At 71.6% G+C, this 13,941-nt stretch carries 16 protein-coding genes; 8 read left to right on the top strand and 8 right to left on the bottom strand.

What is annotated here, in order from left to right; all coding sequences use genetic code 11:
• Positions 1–23: 23 nt before the first annotated feature.
• A complete protein-coding gene (locus tag ACWEOO_RS08970) occupies positions 24–713 on the top strand; it encodes a GntR family transcriptional regulator (RefSeq protein WP_355690357.1) in 690 nt (229 codons plus the stop codon).
• Here the strand turns inward: ACWEOO_RS08970 and ACWEOO_RS08965 are convergent.
• The 3 genes from ACWEOO_RS08965 to ACWEOO_RS08955 are packed head-to-tail and all read right to left on the bottom strand — an operon-like array spanning position 679 to position 2,406.
• On the bottom strand, positions 679–1,416 hold the full coding sequence (locus tag ACWEOO_RS08965) for a PIG-L deacetylase family protein (protein WP_452142507.1): 738 nt from the start codon (positions 1,414–1,416) through the stop codon (positions 679–681). The genes ACWEOO_RS08970 and ACWEOO_RS08965 overlap by 35 nt on opposite strands.
• Complete coding sequence (locus tag ACWEOO_RS08960; protein WP_452142506.1) at positions 1,416–1,880, bottom strand: PPOX class F420-dependent oxidoreductase; 465 nt, start codon at positions 1,878–1,880, stop codon at positions 1,416–1,418. The genes ACWEOO_RS08965 and ACWEOO_RS08960 overlap by 1 nt, the downstream gene beginning before the upstream one ends.
• A 4-nt stretch (positions 1,881–1,884) precedes the next feature.
• Entirely contained in the window at positions 1,885–2,406 is a 522-nt protein-coding gene (locus ACWEOO_RS08955) for a hypothetical protein (protein ID WP_359929611.1), read from the bottom strand.
• Between the two features lie 76 nt (positions 2,407–2,482).
• On the opposite strand from ACWEOO_RS08955, the gene ACWEOO_RS08950 reads away from it, so the two are divergent.
• Both ACWEOO_RS08950 and ACWEOO_RS08945 read left to right on the top strand, forming a co-directional pair.
• Positions 2,483–3,325, top strand: a complete 843-nt coding sequence (locus tag ACWEOO_RS08950; RefSeq protein ID WP_452142505.1) for a hypothetical protein — start codon at positions 2,483–2,485, stop codon at positions 3,323–3,325.
• A complete protein-coding gene (locus tag ACWEOO_RS08945; RefSeq protein WP_452142504.1) occupies positions 3,325–4,935 on the top strand; it encodes a DNA polymerase Y family protein in 1,611 nt (536 codons plus the stop codon). Before ACWEOO_RS08950 ends, ACWEOO_RS08945 begins: the two co-directional genes overlap by 1 nt.
• A gap of 1 nt (position 4,936) precedes the next feature.
• Here ACWEOO_RS08945 and ACWEOO_RS08940 read toward each other — a convergent pair whose 3' ends face one another.
• Positions 4,937–5,548 (bottom strand): GNAT family N-acetyltransferase, encoded by a 612-nt coding sequence (locus ACWEOO_RS08940; protein ID WP_452142503.1) that lies wholly within the window; start codon positions 5,546–5,548, stop codon positions 4,937–4,939.
• Positions 5,549–5,607: 59 nt separating this feature from the next.
• On the opposite strand from ACWEOO_RS08940, the gene ACWEOO_RS08935 reads away from it, so the two are divergent.
• A complete protein-coding gene (locus tag ACWEOO_RS08935) occupies positions 5,608–5,994 on the top strand; it encodes a VOC family protein (RefSeq protein WP_452142502.1) in 387 nt (128 codons plus the stop codon).
• 3 nt (positions 5,995–5,997) lie between these two features.
• Here the strand turns inward: ACWEOO_RS08935 and ACWEOO_RS08930 are convergent, their stop codons facing one another.
• Complete coding sequence (locus ACWEOO_RS08930) at positions 5,998–7,308, bottom strand: glycosyltransferase (protein WP_452142501.1); 1,311 nt, start codon at positions 7,306–7,308, stop codon at positions 5,998–6,000.
• Positions 7,305–9,524, bottom strand: a complete 2,220-nt coding sequence (locus ACWEOO_RS08925; protein WP_452142500.1) for a glycoside hydrolase domain-containing protein — start codon at positions 9,522–9,524, stop codon at positions 7,305–7,307. Before ACWEOO_RS08925 ends, ACWEOO_RS08930 begins: the two co-directional genes overlap by 4 nt.
• Positions 9,525–9,674: 150 nt before the next feature.
• On the opposite strand from ACWEOO_RS08925, the gene ACWEOO_RS08920 reads away from it, so the two are divergent.
• Positions 9,675–10,481 carry a class I SAM-dependent methyltransferase gene (locus tag ACWEOO_RS08920; protein WP_452142499.1) on the top strand — a complete coding sequence of 269 codons (807 nt, stop codon included), beginning with the start codon at positions 9,675–9,677 and terminating at the stop codon, positions 10,479–10,481.
• On the opposite strand, the gene ACWEOO_RS08915 is transcribed toward ACWEOO_RS08920, so the two are convergent.
• Both ACWEOO_RS08915 and ACWEOO_RS08910 read right to left on the bottom strand, forming a co-directional pair.
• Positions 10,414–11,607: an RNA polymerase sigma factor gene (locus tag ACWEOO_RS08915; RefSeq protein ID WP_452142498.1), complete on the bottom strand. Its 1,194-nt coding sequence runs from the start codon at positions 11,605–11,607 to the stop codon at positions 10,414–10,416. The two genes, ACWEOO_RS08920 and ACWEOO_RS08915, sit on opposite strands and share 68 nt — an antisense overlap.
• Positions 11,607–11,975, bottom strand: a complete 369-nt coding sequence (locus tag ACWEOO_RS08910; RefSeq protein ID WP_363710865.1) for a YciI family protein — start codon at positions 11,973–11,975, stop codon at positions 11,607–11,609. The genes ACWEOO_RS08915 and ACWEOO_RS08910 overlap by 1 nt, the downstream gene beginning before the upstream one ends.
• Positions 11,976–12,168: 193 nt before the next feature.
• On the opposite strand from ACWEOO_RS08910, the gene ACWEOO_RS08905 reads away from it, so the two are divergent.
• From ACWEOO_RS08905 to ACWEOO_RS08895, 3 genes are read left to right on the top strand one after another with little or no spacing between them, the layout of a single operon-like run.
• Positions 12,169–12,765, top strand: a complete 597-nt coding sequence (locus ACWEOO_RS08905; RefSeq protein WP_359929594.1) for a CDP-alcohol phosphatidyltransferase family protein — start codon at positions 12,169–12,171, stop codon at positions 12,763–12,765.
• Positions 12,762–13,604 (top strand): DUF881 domain-containing protein, encoded by an 843-nt coding sequence (locus tag ACWEOO_RS08900; protein WP_452142497.1) that lies wholly within the window; start codon positions 12,762–12,764, stop codon positions 13,602–13,604. The genes ACWEOO_RS08905 and ACWEOO_RS08900 overlap by 4 nt, the downstream gene beginning before the upstream one ends.
• Positions 13,601–13,933: a small basic family protein gene (locus tag ACWEOO_RS08895; RefSeq protein WP_012920789.1), complete on the top strand. Its 333-nt coding sequence runs from the start codon at positions 13,601–13,603 to the stop codon at positions 13,931–13,933. The genes ACWEOO_RS08900 and ACWEOO_RS08895 overlap by 4 nt, the downstream gene beginning before the upstream one ends.
• The last annotated feature ends 8 nt before the right edge of the window (positions 13,934–13,941 follow it).

The following is a 13,941-nucleotide window of genomic DNA, read 5'->3' as shown; positions in this document are numbered from 1 at the left end:
AGGAGAGAGGCTGCCAGCTACTGATGATCCGACGTCTCGAGCTCACGCCCGGTGGACCGACCGGGCGTCGTACGCTCGCCGAGGAAGCCGCCGCCGAGCTGCACGAACTGATCCTGTCCGGCGAACTCCCCAGCGGTACGGCGCTGCGGCTCGAGGAGCTCGCCAAGCGGCTGGACATGAGCCAGATGCCGATCCGGGAAGGGCTGCGGCGGATGGCGGCGCTCGGACTGGTCGAGATCGTCCCGCACAAGGGCGCCTGGGTGCGTGAGCTGTCCATGGAGGACCTGCGCGACACCCACGAGACCCGGCTGGCGCTGGAGTCGCTGGCCGTCCGTGCCGCCGCGACGCAGTTCTCCGACACGGACGCGTCGGCGGCGCGGACCGCGTTGGCCGAGCACGTCCGGTTGTCGAAGCAGGGCGACAACATCGCGTCCCGGCAGGCCCACACCGAGTTCCACTTCGCGATCTACCGGGCCGGCGGTTCGCGGTGGCTGCCCCGCGCGATCGAGCCGGTCTGGCAGAACAGCGAGCGCTACCGGTTCGGCTCGCGGCAGACCAAGGCCCGGATCGAGCAGACCCGGCGCGAACACCAGGCCATCCTCGACGCCTGTGTGGCGCACGACGAGGAGGGCGCCGAGGCGGCGCTGCGCGAACACCTCGAAGGCGCCATGCAGCGCATCACCGCGACGATGGAGCGCCGTTCGAAGCAGTGAGCTCCTCGAAACGGTCGTGCTGCCAGCCGGCCGCGTCGAACACCGCACGCAGCAGCAGGCCGTCGCTGCTTGCCCTGTGTACGCCGAGGAGTTCTGCGAGCGGCTTGCTGCCCAGACCCTCGTAGTACGCGTCCAGTGCTTGCCGCCGTCGCTGCTCTGATGCTCCACTGATCACTTCCAGCGGCGCCTCGCATCCCTTGACCTTGCCCGAGCCGACACGCTCGCCTGGTGCGAGCTGTTGGATCAGTTGCTCGCCGGCACGCACGTCTTGCGCCCTGACTCGTGCGCCGAGCGCACGGCAGTCAAGGCGCCGCAGGGCCTGCTGGATGCCTTGTGAGATGGCGATGTGGTCCGGGTGACCTGTCAGCCCGTCGCTGCCCACGGTGAGGATGAGCTCCGGCTCGACCTGGGCGGCCGCGACCTCGATCGCTTCGGCCAGGGCGTCCGGCGACGCCGCGGCCGGCGAGCGCGGTCCACCGCGCCCGCCGTCGTCGATCCACTGGTCGACCTCTCCCAGCCAGTCCCACTCCTTGATGCCGAGCAGTGCGCAGGAGACGCCGAGGTGATCGAGGGCTCCGTGCATTCCGCCGGTGGCGACCCGCAGGACGACATGCCAGCCCTGATCGCTCAGCACGGACGTGGCGGCACCTGTGGCGAACACCTCGTCGTCCGGATGCGCGTGGACGACCAGGGCTGTCCGCATCAGTCGGCCAGGCGCGCCGGGAACCCGCCGGTGGCGATCGGGCTCCAGCGCTCCGGGGTGATGCGGATCAGGCACTTGCCCTGCTTCACCATCGCCTCGCGGTACTCGTCCCAGTCCGGGTGCTCACCGGAGATGGAGCGGTAGTAGTCGACCAGCGCGTCCACTGCCTCCGGCAGCTCGATCACCTCGCCGCTGCCGTCCACCTGAACCCAGGCGCCGTTCCACTCGTCCGACAGCACGACGACGCCGGCCTTGCCGGACCGCTTCACGTTCGTGCTCTTGGCGCGCTCCGGGTACGACGAGATGACGATCCGTCCCTCGGTGTCCACGCCGCCCGAGACCGGCGACGCCTGCACGGTCCCGTCGGCCCGGGTGGTCATCAGCAACATGTGGTGCCGCGGCCGCACGAACTCCAGCAGACCGTCGAGCTCGACCTTGGTGTTGGTGGCAATAGTCCTTGGCATGCCCTCACCCTATGTCCGCCAGGGTGAGCAGGTGCTCCACCTCGTCGTCGGTGAGCTGGTTGATGAGGTGCTTGGCGTGCTGGGCCTGCCGGGTCGTCGGGAGCGCTCCGGCGAGCAGTTCTGGGAGGACGATCTCGTAGCCGGCGCGGGCGCGCGGCGAGTAGCGGTGGCGGGTGCGGGCGACCGCGGAGGAGACGCGGATCGCGTGCTCGTTGCCCGGTGGTACGCCGGGCCTGTCGGTCTCGCGGGCCGCGAACCGGAACCCGTTCGCCCGGTCACAGCTCGGGCAGCCGAGGGAGCCTGCTCCGAGTTGGGCGCCGCAATCCGGACAGGTGAGCTGTTTCAGGGCGCCGTCCACGACTCGCCAGTCGAACTCCGAGGTGTTCTGGAGGACGACCTCGGCCAGGTCGCGAGCCTCCTCGGGGGTTGCTCCGGCGGAGGCGCGGAAACTGTCCCAGGCGGCGTCGATACTGTCCTCGACCTGCCGCAAAGCGCTGGTGTACCGAGGGTGATCGACGCGTCGCATGTCCCGGACTCTAGCCAGCCGCGGGCCTGTGGACGACCGGATTGACTTGTTCGAACAGGTGTTCGAACATGGAGTCATGACGGGGAGCGAGGCATCGGAAGGCCGGGTCACGGCCCTTGATCACGCCCGCCTGCTCCTCGCCAGGGCGAAGGCCCAGAAGAATGCCCAGGAGACGGCGCAGGAAGAGGCCCGGGAAGAGGTGCGGGGCGGCGAGGAGGTGCGGCTCGCTCCGGTCGCGGGGGTCGGCAAGGTGCCTTCGGCGGCCCGGGTGCAGCAGGCGCTGGACACGGCGGGAGTGGACCGGGAGCTGCCGACGCATCCGGCGGTGAGTGAGCTGCTGGCGGGCGCGAGCCTGCGCGGCGGTTCGGTGTATTCGGTGCGTGGGAGTGCCGCGCTGGTGATGGCCCTGATGGCCGGACCGTCCGCGGAGGGCGCCTGGTGCGGTGTGGTCGGCGTGCCGTCGTTCGGGGCCGAGGCGGCGCGTGGGCTCGGGGTGGACCTGGAGCGTCTCGTGCTCGTTCCGGATCCGGGGCGGGAGTGGCTGAGCGTCGTGGCCGCGCTGGTCGACGCGCTGACCGTGGTCGTCGTCCGTCCGCCCGGCGAGGTGACGCCGGGGGAGGCGTCCCGGCTGGCCGCGCGGCTCCGCACCCGCGGCGCGATGCTGATCGCCTACGGGTCGTGGCCGGGCAGCGAGGCCCGGTTCGAGATCGAGAGCAACACCTGGACCGGCCTCGGCGACGGCGAAGGTCTGCTCACCGCCCGCCGGGCGACCGTCGCGGTGACCGGCCGGCGCGCCGCCGTGCGGGCCCGCCACGACCTCTGGCTGCCCGGCCCCGACGGCGCGATCCGCTCCGCCGAGCCGGCTGAAGCTCCTGGCTGGCAGGAGGAGTGGGCGGACCGGATCGGTGCGGTGGGCTGATGGGCGGCGGGCTGACCCGGACGATGGTGATCTGGGTGCCGGACTGGCCGGTGGCGGCGGCCGCGGCGGCGACCGGGCGGTCGCCGGACGAGCCGATCGCGGTGCTGGAGAAGGGGAAGGTGCTCGCCACCTCCGCCGCTGCCCGCGCCGACGGGGTGCGTCGCGGGCAACGGGCCCGGGACGCGCAGTCGCGCTGCCCGGAGCTGGTCGTGCTGAAGTACGACGCGGTCGTCGACGCGCGGGCGTTCGACCCGGTGATCTCGTGCCTGGAGGCGATCACGCCGGGCGTGCAGGTGATCCGTCCGGGGATGTGCGCGTTGAAGGCGCGCGGCCCGGCCCGGTTCTACGGCGGCGAGGAGACCGCCGCGGCGAAGCTGCTCGACCGGCTGGAGACGTTCGACGTGCCCGGCGGCCGGATCGGGGTCGCCGACGGCCCGTTCGCCGCGGAGCAGGCGGCCCGGGTGAGTTCCGCGCGGACCCGGGTGCATGTGGTGCCGCCGGGCGGGTCGCCGGAGTTCCTCGCGCCGCTGTCGGTCGACGTGCTCGAGCAGCCGGCGCTCACGGATCTGCTGCGCCGGCTGGGACTGCGGTCGCTCGGTGCGTTCGCACGGCTGCCCCGCACCGAGGTGCTGACCCGGTTCGGCCCGGACGGCGCCTTCGCGCACCGGCTCGCCCGGGGTGGCGACGACCGCCCGGTGACCGGCCGGGAGATCCCGCCGGAGCTGACCCGCACGCTCGACTTCGAGCCGCCGGTGGACCGTGTCGACCAGGTCGCGTTCGCGGTCCGGGTGGTCGCCGACGAGCTGATCGTCCGGCTGACCGAGCTCGGCCTGGTGTGTACGACGCTGCGGGTCGAGGTCGGCACCGAGTCCGGGCGGATCCACGAGCGGGAGTGGTTGCATCCGCGCTGGTTCACCGCGGCGGACGTGGTGGACCGGGTGCGCTGGCAACTGCAGGGGAGTGGGACGGCGACCAGCGAGCTGACGTCACCGGTGGTCCGGGTGCGGCTGATCCCGGACCAGGCGGATCCGGTCGGTGCGCATGCCGACGGCTTGTGGGGCGGCGGGCCGGACGAGCGGATCCACCGGGCGTTGTCGCGGGTGCAGAGCATGCTCGGTCACGGTGCGGTCGCGTCCGTGGTGATCGGCGGCGGGCGCGGGTTCGCCGAGCGGCAGACGCTGGTCCCGTGGGGCGACCCGGCGGTGCCGGCCCGCCCGCCGGACCAGCCGTGGCCCGGCGCGATCACCGGCAGCGGGCGCTGGCCGGCCCTGGCGCCGACCACGATCTTCCCGGAGCCGATCCCCGCGAAGGTGTTCGCCGCCGACGGCACCCAGGTCTCGGTGACCGCCCGCGGCGAGCTGTCCGGCGTCCCGTCCGCGTTCACCCTGCTCCCCGTCGGCACCGCCCGGGCCCCCGGCGTTCAAGTTGCCGACAGCAACAAGATCCACCCGATCACCGGCTGGGCCGGCCCGTGGCTGACCGCGGAGCGCTGGTGGGACCCGAGCGCCGAGACCCGCCAGGCCCGCTTCCAGTTCCAGACCGCCGACACCCGCGCCTGGCTCTTCACCCTGCACCGGGCCGCCTGGCAGGCCCAGGCCACCTATGACTGAGTCAGGTGAAGTCGATCCGCAGGACGGTGCGGCGCAGGGTGGGGTGGGTGAGTTGGCGGAAGCCGGCTTCTTCGAAGGCCTGGTGGGGGCCGACGTGGAGTTCGCCCCAGGTGATGGTCTTGCCGGGCTGGGTGAGCATCGGGTAGGCCTCGAGGGCCCGGGCGCCGCGCGTTCTGGCGTACGGGATCGTGGCGCGGGCGAGGTGGTAGGTGAGGCCGCGGCCGCGGAAGCCCTTGCGGACGGTCATGCACGTCACGGCCCACACGCTCTCGTCGTCCTTGTCCTCGGAGCGGTCCGCCCAGGGGATGCGCGACGTCCGCAACTTCGGGTAGGCCGTCCGCGGCTCGACGGCGACCCATCCGGCCGGCTCGCCGTCGACGTACGCGACCAGGCCGGCCGTCGACGGCGCGTCCGGCGTACCGCAGGCGGTCTGGTCCTGCAGCCTCGTCATCCGTTCGTCGAGCGTCGAGTCCCGCCAGATCCAGCCGCGGATCTTGAACCGCTGGCACTGGCACTGCCCGGCGTCCGTCGTTCCGAACACGGTCTGCAAGTCCTCCCACGGCACCTCGTTCGCCGGGACGACGGTGACCTGCGACTCCTCGAGCGCTTCCATGCCGAGCAGGCTAACCCCGGTTCCGGACGACCCCCGTCCGGAACGTTAGGTTGGCCGGCATGCATCGGAGCCGGGTTTCCACGTTCCTGATCGACGTCCGGCGCGACGAGGTGGACGACGCCGCGGCGTTCTGGTCGCGGGCGCTGGGCGTCCGGACCTCGTCGCCGGAGGGGGAGCCGCAGTTCACCACGCTGCACGACGCCGTCCCGGGGTACGTGACGGCGATCCAGTCCGTCGACGACGAGCCGCGCTACCACCTCGACATCGAGACCGACGACGTACCGGCCGAGGTGGCGCGGCTGACCGGGCTCGGCGCGGTCGAGGTCGCGAGCTGGCAAGGCTGCCACACCCTCCGCGCGCCCGGCGGTCACCTGCTCTGCGTCATCCCCGTGCACAGCGACCCGGCGTACTTCGAACAGCACGCGACCGTCTGGAGCGCCGAGTAGATCTCAGGCGACGTGGACGGCGGGCGGCTCGGCGAGCGCGAAGAGCCGATCGAACACCGCGGCCCGATCGAACTGCAACGCGTACGCCCGCGCGCGCCGCTCGGCCTCCGCTCGCTGCTCACGGGTCCAGTCGCACACGACCTCGTCGAGCACGGCTCGTAGCGTGACCGGGTCGTGCTGCGGCACCAGCAGGGCCGTGTCACCGACCGCCTCCGGAACGCCGCCGGTCGCGCAGGTGATGACCGGCCCGCCGCCGGCGAGCGCCTTCTCGACCAGTGCGATCCCGAACGTCTCCACGAACTCCGGCTGCTCGCGGGTCGGCAGCACGAACGCCGCGCTGCCGGCCATCAGCGCCGGCTTCTCCGCGTCGTCCACGTCGGTCAGCACCCGTACCCGCTCGCCCAGGCCCGCTGCCGCCACCCGCGCCACCACCTCGTCCTCCTGCGGCCCGCGCCCGGCCAGGACCAGCTGCACCCGCTCGGCCGACCGCGACCCGGCGTAGGCGTCGATCAGGTCGTCGACCCCTTTCGCCGAGGCGATCCGGGACAGGAACAGCACGTATCCGTCCCGCGCGAGGCCGCGCCGGGCGAGGGTTTCGGCGATCCTGTCGTCGGTGAGCGACAGGTACGACCAGGAGTCGACCGCCGGGTACGAGATCGCGATCCGCTCCCGGCACTGCTGCGCGAACGTCGTGCCGTGCATGGCGTCGAGGGTCGCCGCCGCGGCCACGATCAGGTCCCTGGTGTACTCCGACACCGCCACGCAGTGATCGGCGGCCAGGTAGATCGACAGGATGTGCGCGGCCGCCCCGAACCGGCCGGTGTCCACACACTCGCGCACCACGTTGGTGATGTCCGACCCCACCGCCTCGGCCACCGTGATGACCTGGGCGGGCCCGATCCGGCGCGCCACCTGGACGGCTTCCTGTACGGCGATCGCGTGCGGGCTCAGATACAGCGACATCGCCACCGTCGGCACCCCGTCGCTGAACAGCTCGACCAGCCGCCCGACGAGCCCGGACAGGTAACGCCCGTCCGGAACCCGGTAGTCGCCGACCGGGCCGGGCCGCTCCACCGTGATCCCGGGGCTGTACGGCAGCACGCGATCGAGCGGTTTCAACGGCAGCCCGGCCGCCTCGAGCGCGTCGAGCGGCCACGTCACGATCCGTACGTCGTCGAACCCGCGGGTGAGCGCCACCTCTGCGAGGCACCGCGCCTCACCGGAGTGCCCGCAGATCACCGGGTCGGCGCGGACGACGATGACCAGGCGGCGGTTGGGTGTGGACGGCTCGGGGGAGTGGTCGTCGATGGTCATGCCTCACCTCCAGTGGTGTTCAGTGGGTCGGACGTGGACGGTGGCCTGATCCGGGTGCCCCAGCCGGAGGGCCGGGGGCCGAGCTCGATGTGCAGGGTGCGGATGTGCCGCAGTTCCCGGCCGGAGATCCAGGGGCGCTCGAGGGTCTTGCCGTCGACCGCGATGGATTGGACGTACGAGACCGGTCCGCCTGCCTCGACCGGCTCGAAGCCTGTCGTGGTGATGGACAGGTCGCCCTCGGGCAGCCGGGTCGTGGACTCCGCCACGGCCGGCGCGCTCACCAGGAACAGGTTCTGCCCGGCGACCGGGAACAGCCCGAGCGTCGCCCACACGTACCACGCGGACAGCCCGCCGGAGTCGTCGTTCCCCGGCAGGCCGCCGCGGCCGGTGCCGAACTGGTTGGCGATCGCGGCGTGTACGACCTCGGCGGTTCGGTCCGGCCGGCCGGCGTAGTGGTAGGACCACGGCGCCTCGTAGTCCGGCTCGTTGTTCAGGCCCTCGAACCGGCACAGGCCGTACCCGGCGTCCATCTCGGCCACGCTCGGCGCCACGCCCGGCTGGGTGACCGGTGCGGCGTCGTACCCGAAGAACGTGTCGAGCAGCTTGACGAACGCCGCGTCGCCGCCGGCGAGGGCGATCCGGGCGCGCATGTCGTGGAGCAGCCGGAAGGAGTAGTTCCACCGGCCGCCCTCGTAGAACGTCGAGTCGCGCAGCAGACCGGTGCCCGGGTCGTACGCCGCCCGCCAGCCCTGCGCGAGATCACGCATCTGCTGCGCCAGCGGCCGGTCGCGGACCTTCTGGGCGATCGCCGCGGTGCAGTGGTAGGCGTACGCGAGATCGAGGGTGTGGCTGATCGGGTGCGCCACACCGTGCACCAGGTAGTCCTCGCCGTACGTCCGGCGCAGGTCCATCTCCAGGTGCACCATGGCCCAGTCCCAGTCGATCCCCGGCAGGTCCAGGTGGCACAGGTCGGCCAGGAAGGTGTGCGCGAGCGCGCTGCCCTGCCGGGAGAACCGGTCGGCGCCCTTGGCCATCCGGTAGCCGATCGGCAGGTTGCCCTCCTGCTCGCAGATCGACAGCATCGCGCCGGCCAGCGCGACCGAACGCTGCGGGAACAGCGTGGTCATCAGCGGAAGCTGGGTGCGGTAGATGTCCCACATGGTGCAGATGTCGAACGCGTACGGGCCCTCGGTCGTCCAGGACGGGCTCTCGTCCGGGGCGAAGCACGGCTTGACCAGCGAGTGGTAGAGCGCGGTGCCGAACACGGTCGCCTGGTCATCGGACGCGGCGTCGATCGCCACCTTGCCGAGGTGGTCGCGCCAGGTGGCCGCCGTGCGGTCCTGCCGGACGGCGAAGGTGGTCCGGGTGCGGCCGACGTCCGAGTGCAGGTTGTCGCGGGCCGTCTCGCACCCGCGCAGGGAGAACCCGAGCCGCACCTCGACGGTCTGCTCGGCGCGCGAAGGGCCCATGAAGATCAGCCCGAACGGCCGCAGCGTCGTGGGCCGGATGTAGTCGAAGTCGAGGCGGGTTCCGCCGGGCATCAGGCGCCGGTCGTACCACAGCAGCTGCCGCCAGCCGGGGGCGTCGACCTCCAGGTGCACGGCCAGCGGCACCCCTTCGACGTGGATCTCGCCCTGCGCCACGCCGGGCTCAAGCAGCGTCAGGTGCGCCTTCAGCGGGACGGTCTTGCTGTGCGGGATCGCGAGGCCGCCGGTCGACGCGTCGATGACGATCCGGGCGGCGTCGTGCGACGGGAAGGTGTACCGGTGCACAGCCGACTTGGGGCCGACCGTCACCTCGCAGCGCACCCCCGAGCTCAGCGTCGCGGCGTAGTAGCCGGGCTCGGCCACCTCGTCCAGCAGGTCCCACGTGGTGCCCAGGTCGTCGAGCGGTCCGAGCATCGGCGTGACCCGGAAGTAGTTGTAGTACTTGCGGATCGCGCCGGTGCCGGACTGCTGGAAGTGCGTGAAGCCGGAGGCGACCGGGCGGTCGTACAACTGTCCGGGCACGCCCTCGGTGTTGAAGTCGTACAGCCCGTAGCCGGTCGGGTAGGCGCCGGAGTACGGGCAGGCCGACACCATCCCGAAGGGGTGCATGGCGCCCGGGTGGGTGTTGCCGACCTGCGGCTTGGGCCACCACCAGGTCGCGGCCAGGCCCTTGGGCGTGGGCAGGTCGGTGGCGCCGGTCCCGATGAACGGGTCGACGTGCTCGTACATCGGCCTCACCGCCTCGTGCGGGCTGACGTGGACTCTCAAAAAGTAAGAAGCGCGTGTTTCAGCCGCGTGACCGAACGAGACGGGCAGGTTACGTCGGCCCGCAGCAGAATGCGGTACTCGGGTGGCGCGCCGCGGTCTACGCTCCGACGCATGACCGAACTCGCGGCGACGTTCCAGCAGGCGGCAGTGGCGGAGGCCTACCAGCACCGGCCGCCGTACCCGGACGAGGTGTTCGACCGGCTCCTGGAGCTGATCACCGACGAGCCGCGCCGGGTTCTGGACATCGGCGCCGGCGAGGGCGCGATCGCCCGGCCGCTCGCGCCGCACGTCGAGCACGTCGACGCGGTCGACTTCTCGGCGCCGATGGTCGAGGCCGGCAAGCTGCGCCCGGGCGGCGACCGTCCGAACATCAGCTGGCAGGTCAGCCCGATCGAGACCGCCGCCCTCGACGGCCCGTACGCACTCGTGACAGCCGGCGCCAGCATCCACTGGATGCCGTGGGAGGAGACGTTCGCGCAGATCGTCCCGCACCTGACGCCGCACGCCCAGCTGGTCGTCGTCGACCACGGTCCCGTCGACGAGCCCTGGCTGCCCGAACTCGTCCAGGTCATCGAGCGGCATTCCCGCAAGCAGAACCACGACCCGAAGTTCAACGTCGTCCACGCGATCCGGGACCGCGGCCTGCTCGACCTCACCGGCACGGCGCGGACGGCGCCCGTCACGTACCACCAGACCGTCACCGACTACATCGAGCGGCTGCACTCGACGTCCAGCCTCGCCCGCCACCTGATGCCGGCCGACGAGGCCGCCGCGTTCGACGCCGGGATCGAGGCCGCGGTCCGTCCGTACGCGCAGGACGGCGTACTGGAACTGACGATCGAGGCCGAGCTCAGCTGGGGCCGGCCGCAGAGCCCGCCCGGGACAGCAGATAGCGCTGCTCGGGAAGGCTCTGCGTGAGCCGCGCGGCGAGTTCGTAGGCCTCCCGGGCGGCCGCGGTGTCGCCGGACAACTCGAGCAGATGCGCCCGTACGGCGGCCAGCCGGTGGTGGTCGTGGAGCGCCGGATCCACGTCGTCGAGCAACGCCAGCCCGGCGGCCGGTCCGTGCACCATCGCGACCGCGACGATCCGGTTCAGCGTCACCATCGGACCCGGCGCGGTCGACACGAGCAGTTCGTACAGCATCAGGATCTCGCGCCAGTCGGTCTCGTCCGCGGTGGCCGCCGCGTCGTGGACCGCGGCGATCGCCGCTTGCAGCTGGTACGGCCCGACCGGGGCGGACCGCAACGTCGACTCGATCAACGCGGTGCCCTCGGCGATCGCCGCCGCGTCCCACAGCGACCGGTCCTGCTCCGGCAGCGGCACCAGTGCACCGTCGGCCGTCGTCCGCGCGGGGCGACGCGCATCCGTCAGCAGCATCAACGCCAGCAGACCGGCCACTTCACCTTCGGCCGGCAGCGAGGCGTGCAGCTGGCGGGTCAACCGGATCGCCTCGGCGCTCAGCTCGACCCGGTGCAGCGACGTACCGGACGAGGCGGTGTAGCCCTCGTTGAAGACGAGATACAGCACATGCAGTACGGCGGCCAGGCGCTCGGGCTGCTCGGACGCCGGCGGCATCGCGAACCGGGCGCCCTGGAGCTTCGCCTTCGCCCGGCTGATCCGCTGACCGATCGTTGCCTCCGGCACCAGAAACGCGCGGGCGATCTCACCGGTCGTCAGCCCGCCGACGGCGCGCAGCGTCAACGCCACCTGCGACTGCGGCGTCAGCGCCGGATGGCAGCACAACATCAGCAACGTCAACGAGTCGTCCTCCGCGGACGCCGGCTCCGGGGCAGTCCACGAGGCCACGGTCTCCTCGCGGCGCGTCCGGGCCGCCTCGTTCCGCAGCACCTCGATCCGCCGCCGCGACGCGACCGTGACCAGCCAGCCGCGCGGATTGTCCGGCACACCCTCGGCCGGCCACTGCAGCGCGGCCGCCAGCAGCGCCTCCTGGACGGCGTCCTCGCACGCGTCGAAGTCGCCGTACCGCCGGACCAGCGCGCCGAGCACCTGCGGCGCCTGCTCCCGGAGCAGCTCCTCGAGCATCACATGAACGCGCCGAGGTCACGCACCGGCCGCACCTCGACGACGCTGAACGGCGCCTCCGGGATCTGCGCGACGATCTCCACCGCCCGGTCCATCGAATCGCACTCGAGCAGGTAGAAGCCGGCCAGCTGCTCCTTCACCTCGGCGAACGGACCGTCCGTCGTCATCGGCCTGCCGTCGCGGACCAGCACCTGCTTGGTGAGCTCCGGGGCGTCGAGCGACTCCGACGCGACCAGCTCGCCACGCGCGGCCAGCGCCTCGTGCAGGGCGGCGTACCCGGCCATGCCTTCCTTCTTCTGCTCATCCGTCAACGCGTCCCATACCGCCCGGGACTCCGGGTTGCCGTAGATCAGTACGAGGAACCTCATGTGCTCAGCGTAAGCATCACCAGGGGGTATCGATCGGGTCACTGGTTCGTCGCGGGCGTAGCGGCCGCCGGGCAGGCGCGTTCTGGTATCAGGGGAAAGCCGGGGCGTGCCCCGGGCCAGGCGGCCGTAAACCTGTCGGGGCGCCCCAGTAGAGTTACGACGGGTATCCAGGGTGGAGAGAGGGAGGGGTCGCGTGCCGGACTTGGAAGTGTCCGACCGGGTGTGGACGATCCCGAACGCACTCAGCTTCCTGCGGTTGCTGGGCGTGCCGCTGTTCCTGTGGCTGGTCCTCGGGCCGGAGGAGGACGGCTGGGCGCTGCTCGTGCTGGCCGTGTCCGGGTTCACCGACTGGGCCGACGGCCAGATCGCCCGGCGGATGAACCAGACGACCCGCCTGGGCCAGATGCTCGACCCGGTCGCCGACCGGCTGTACATCTTCGCCACCGTCATCGGGCTGGCGTTGCGCGACATCATCCCCTGGTGGCTGGCGATCGCGCTGCCGCTGCGGGACGTGCTGCTCACGCTCACCCTGCCGGCCCTGCACCGCCGTGGCTTTAACGCGCTGCCGGTGCACTTCCTCGGCAAGTCCGCGACCTTCTGTCTGCTGTACGCGTTCCCGCTGCTGCTGCTCGGTGACGGCGACAGCACGCTCAACCTGCTCGCCCGGGTGTTCGGCTGGGCGTTCGCGATCTGGGGCACCGGTCTGTACTACTGGGCCGGCGCGCTGTACTTCGCCCAGTTGCGGCACCTGACCCAGACGGTCAAACCGATCAAGGACTCGGCCGGGTGACCCAGCAAGCCCCCCAGCAGACGCCTCCTCGGCGCGTCGACGCGTCGATGTCACTGCTGAACAACCTGGTGGCGCACCCGATCGACGAGGGGTACGCCGTCGCCGCCCGCACCCGGTCGAACGCCGACGGCAAGCAGACCCGCTCCCGGCACCGGATCCTGCTGGTGCTGGCCGCCGCCGTCCTCGGCTTCCTGCTCGCCGTGGCCGCCGCGCAGAACTACCGCAGCGCGCCTGAGGCGGAGAAGCAGCGCAAGGAACTGATTACCCGCATCAACCAGGCCGACACCCGGCTGAACGAACTGCGCATCCACCAGTCCCAGCTCGCCGACGAAGTCCGCCGGCTGCAGGCGAGCGGACTGAGCAACGACAGCACGGGCGCGGCGCTGCAGCAGAAGCTCGACGACCTGGAGCTGCAGACCGGGGCGATCGCGGTCACCGGCCCCGGGATCAAGGCGGTGATCGACGACGCCAAGGACGCCGACGCCAAGGAAGGCCGGCTGCTCGATGTCGACCTGCAGCAACTCGTCAACGGCCTGTGGACGTCCGGCGCGGAGGCGGTCTCGGTGAACGGGCACCGGATCACCTCGCTGACCGCGATCCGCGGCGCGGGCAGTGCCATCACCGTTGACTACAGTTCGCTGACCCCGCCGTACACGGTGCTCGCGATCGGGGACACCGCGACCATGCCCGCCCGGTTCGCGCAGAGCTCCGGCGGGCAGTGGGTGCAGTACCTGGTCAGCAACTTCGATGTCCGGATGACGATCACGACGGAGGATTCCTTGCAGGTGCCGGCCGATGCGACCATCGCGTTGCGCTACGCGAAGGTGAGAACGAGATGATCGCCGTACTCGGGCTGGTGATCGGTGTCGTCATCGGTCTGCTGGTCGCGCCCGACGTCCCGGACTGGGCGCAGCCGTACCTGCCGATCGCGGTCGTCGCCGCGCTCGACGCGGTGTTCGGCGCGCTGCGCGCGTTCCTGGACGGGATCTTCGACGACAAGGTGTTCGTCGTCTCGTTCGTGTCCAACGTGCTGATCGCGGCCCTGATCGTCTACCTGGGCGACCAGCTCGGCGTCGGGTCGCAGCTGTCCACCGGTGTGGTCGTCGTGCTCGGCATCCGCATCTTCACCAACATGGCCGCGATCCGGCGGCACATCTTCCGGGCCTGACATGAGCG

The sequence above is a fragment of the Kribbella sp. NPDC004138 genome (genome assembly GCF_053603655.1).
This window is presented reverse-complemented; position numbering and strand designations above follow the sequence as displayed.

What these genes read in the sequence shown, in the direction of transcription:
- ACWEOO_RS08970 (WP_355690357.1), top strand. Translation starts at nt 24, where the DNA reads ATGATCCGACGTCTCGAGCTCACGCCCGGTGGACCGACCGGGCGTCGT.
- ACWEOO_RS08965 (WP_452142507.1), bottom strand. Translation starts at nt 1,416, where the DNA reads ATGCGGACAGCCCTGGTCGTCCACGCGCATCCGGACGACGAGGTGTTC.
- ACWEOO_RS08960 (WP_452142506.1), bottom strand. Translation starts at nt 1,880, where the DNA reads ATGCCAAGGACTATTGCCACCAACACCAAGGTCGAGCTCGACGGTCTG.
- ACWEOO_RS08955 (WP_359929611.1), bottom strand. Translation starts at nt 2,406, where the DNA reads ATGCGACGCGTCGATCACCCTCGGTACACCAGCGCTTTGCGGCAGGTC.
- ACWEOO_RS08950 (WP_452142505.1), top strand. Translation starts at nt 2,483, where the DNA reads ATGACGGGGAGCGAGGCATCGGAAGGCCGGGTCACGGCCCTTGATCAC.
- ACWEOO_RS08945 (WP_452142504.1), top strand. Translation starts at nt 3,325, where the DNA reads ATGGGCGGCGGGCTGACCCGGACGATGGTGATCTGGGTGCCGGACTGG.
- ACWEOO_RS08940 (WP_452142503.1), bottom strand. Translation starts at nt 5,548, where the DNA reads ATGGAAGCGCTCGAGGAGTCGCAGGTCACCGTCGTCCCGGCGAACGAG.
- ACWEOO_RS08935 (WP_452142502.1), top strand. Translation starts at nt 5,608, where the DNA reads ATGCATCGGAGCCGGGTTTCCACGTTCCTGATCGACGTCCGGCGCGAC.
- ACWEOO_RS08930 (WP_452142501.1), bottom strand. Translation starts at nt 7,308, where the DNA reads ATGACCATCGACGACCACTCCCCCGAGCCGTCCACACCCAACCGCCGC.
- ACWEOO_RS08925 (WP_452142500.1), bottom strand. Translation starts at nt 9,524, where the DNA reads ATGTACGAGCACGTCGACCCGTTCATCGGGACCGGCGCCACCGACCTG.
- ACWEOO_RS08920 (WP_452142499.1), top strand. Translation starts at nt 9,675, where the DNA reads ATGACCGAACTCGCGGCGACGTTCCAGCAGGCGGCAGTGGCGGAGGCC.
- ACWEOO_RS08915 (WP_452142498.1), bottom strand. Translation starts at nt 11,607, where the DNA reads ATGCTCGAGGAGCTGCTCCGGGAGCAGGCGCCGCAGGTGCTCGGCGCG.
- ACWEOO_RS08910 (WP_363710865.1), bottom strand. Translation starts at nt 11,975, where the DNA reads ATGAGGTTCCTCGTACTGATCTACGGCAACCCGGAGTCCCGGGCGGTA.
- ACWEOO_RS08895 (WP_012920789.1), top strand. Translation starts at nt 13,601, where the DNA reads ATGATCGCCGTACTCGGGCTGGTGATCGGTGTCGTCATCGGTCTGCTG.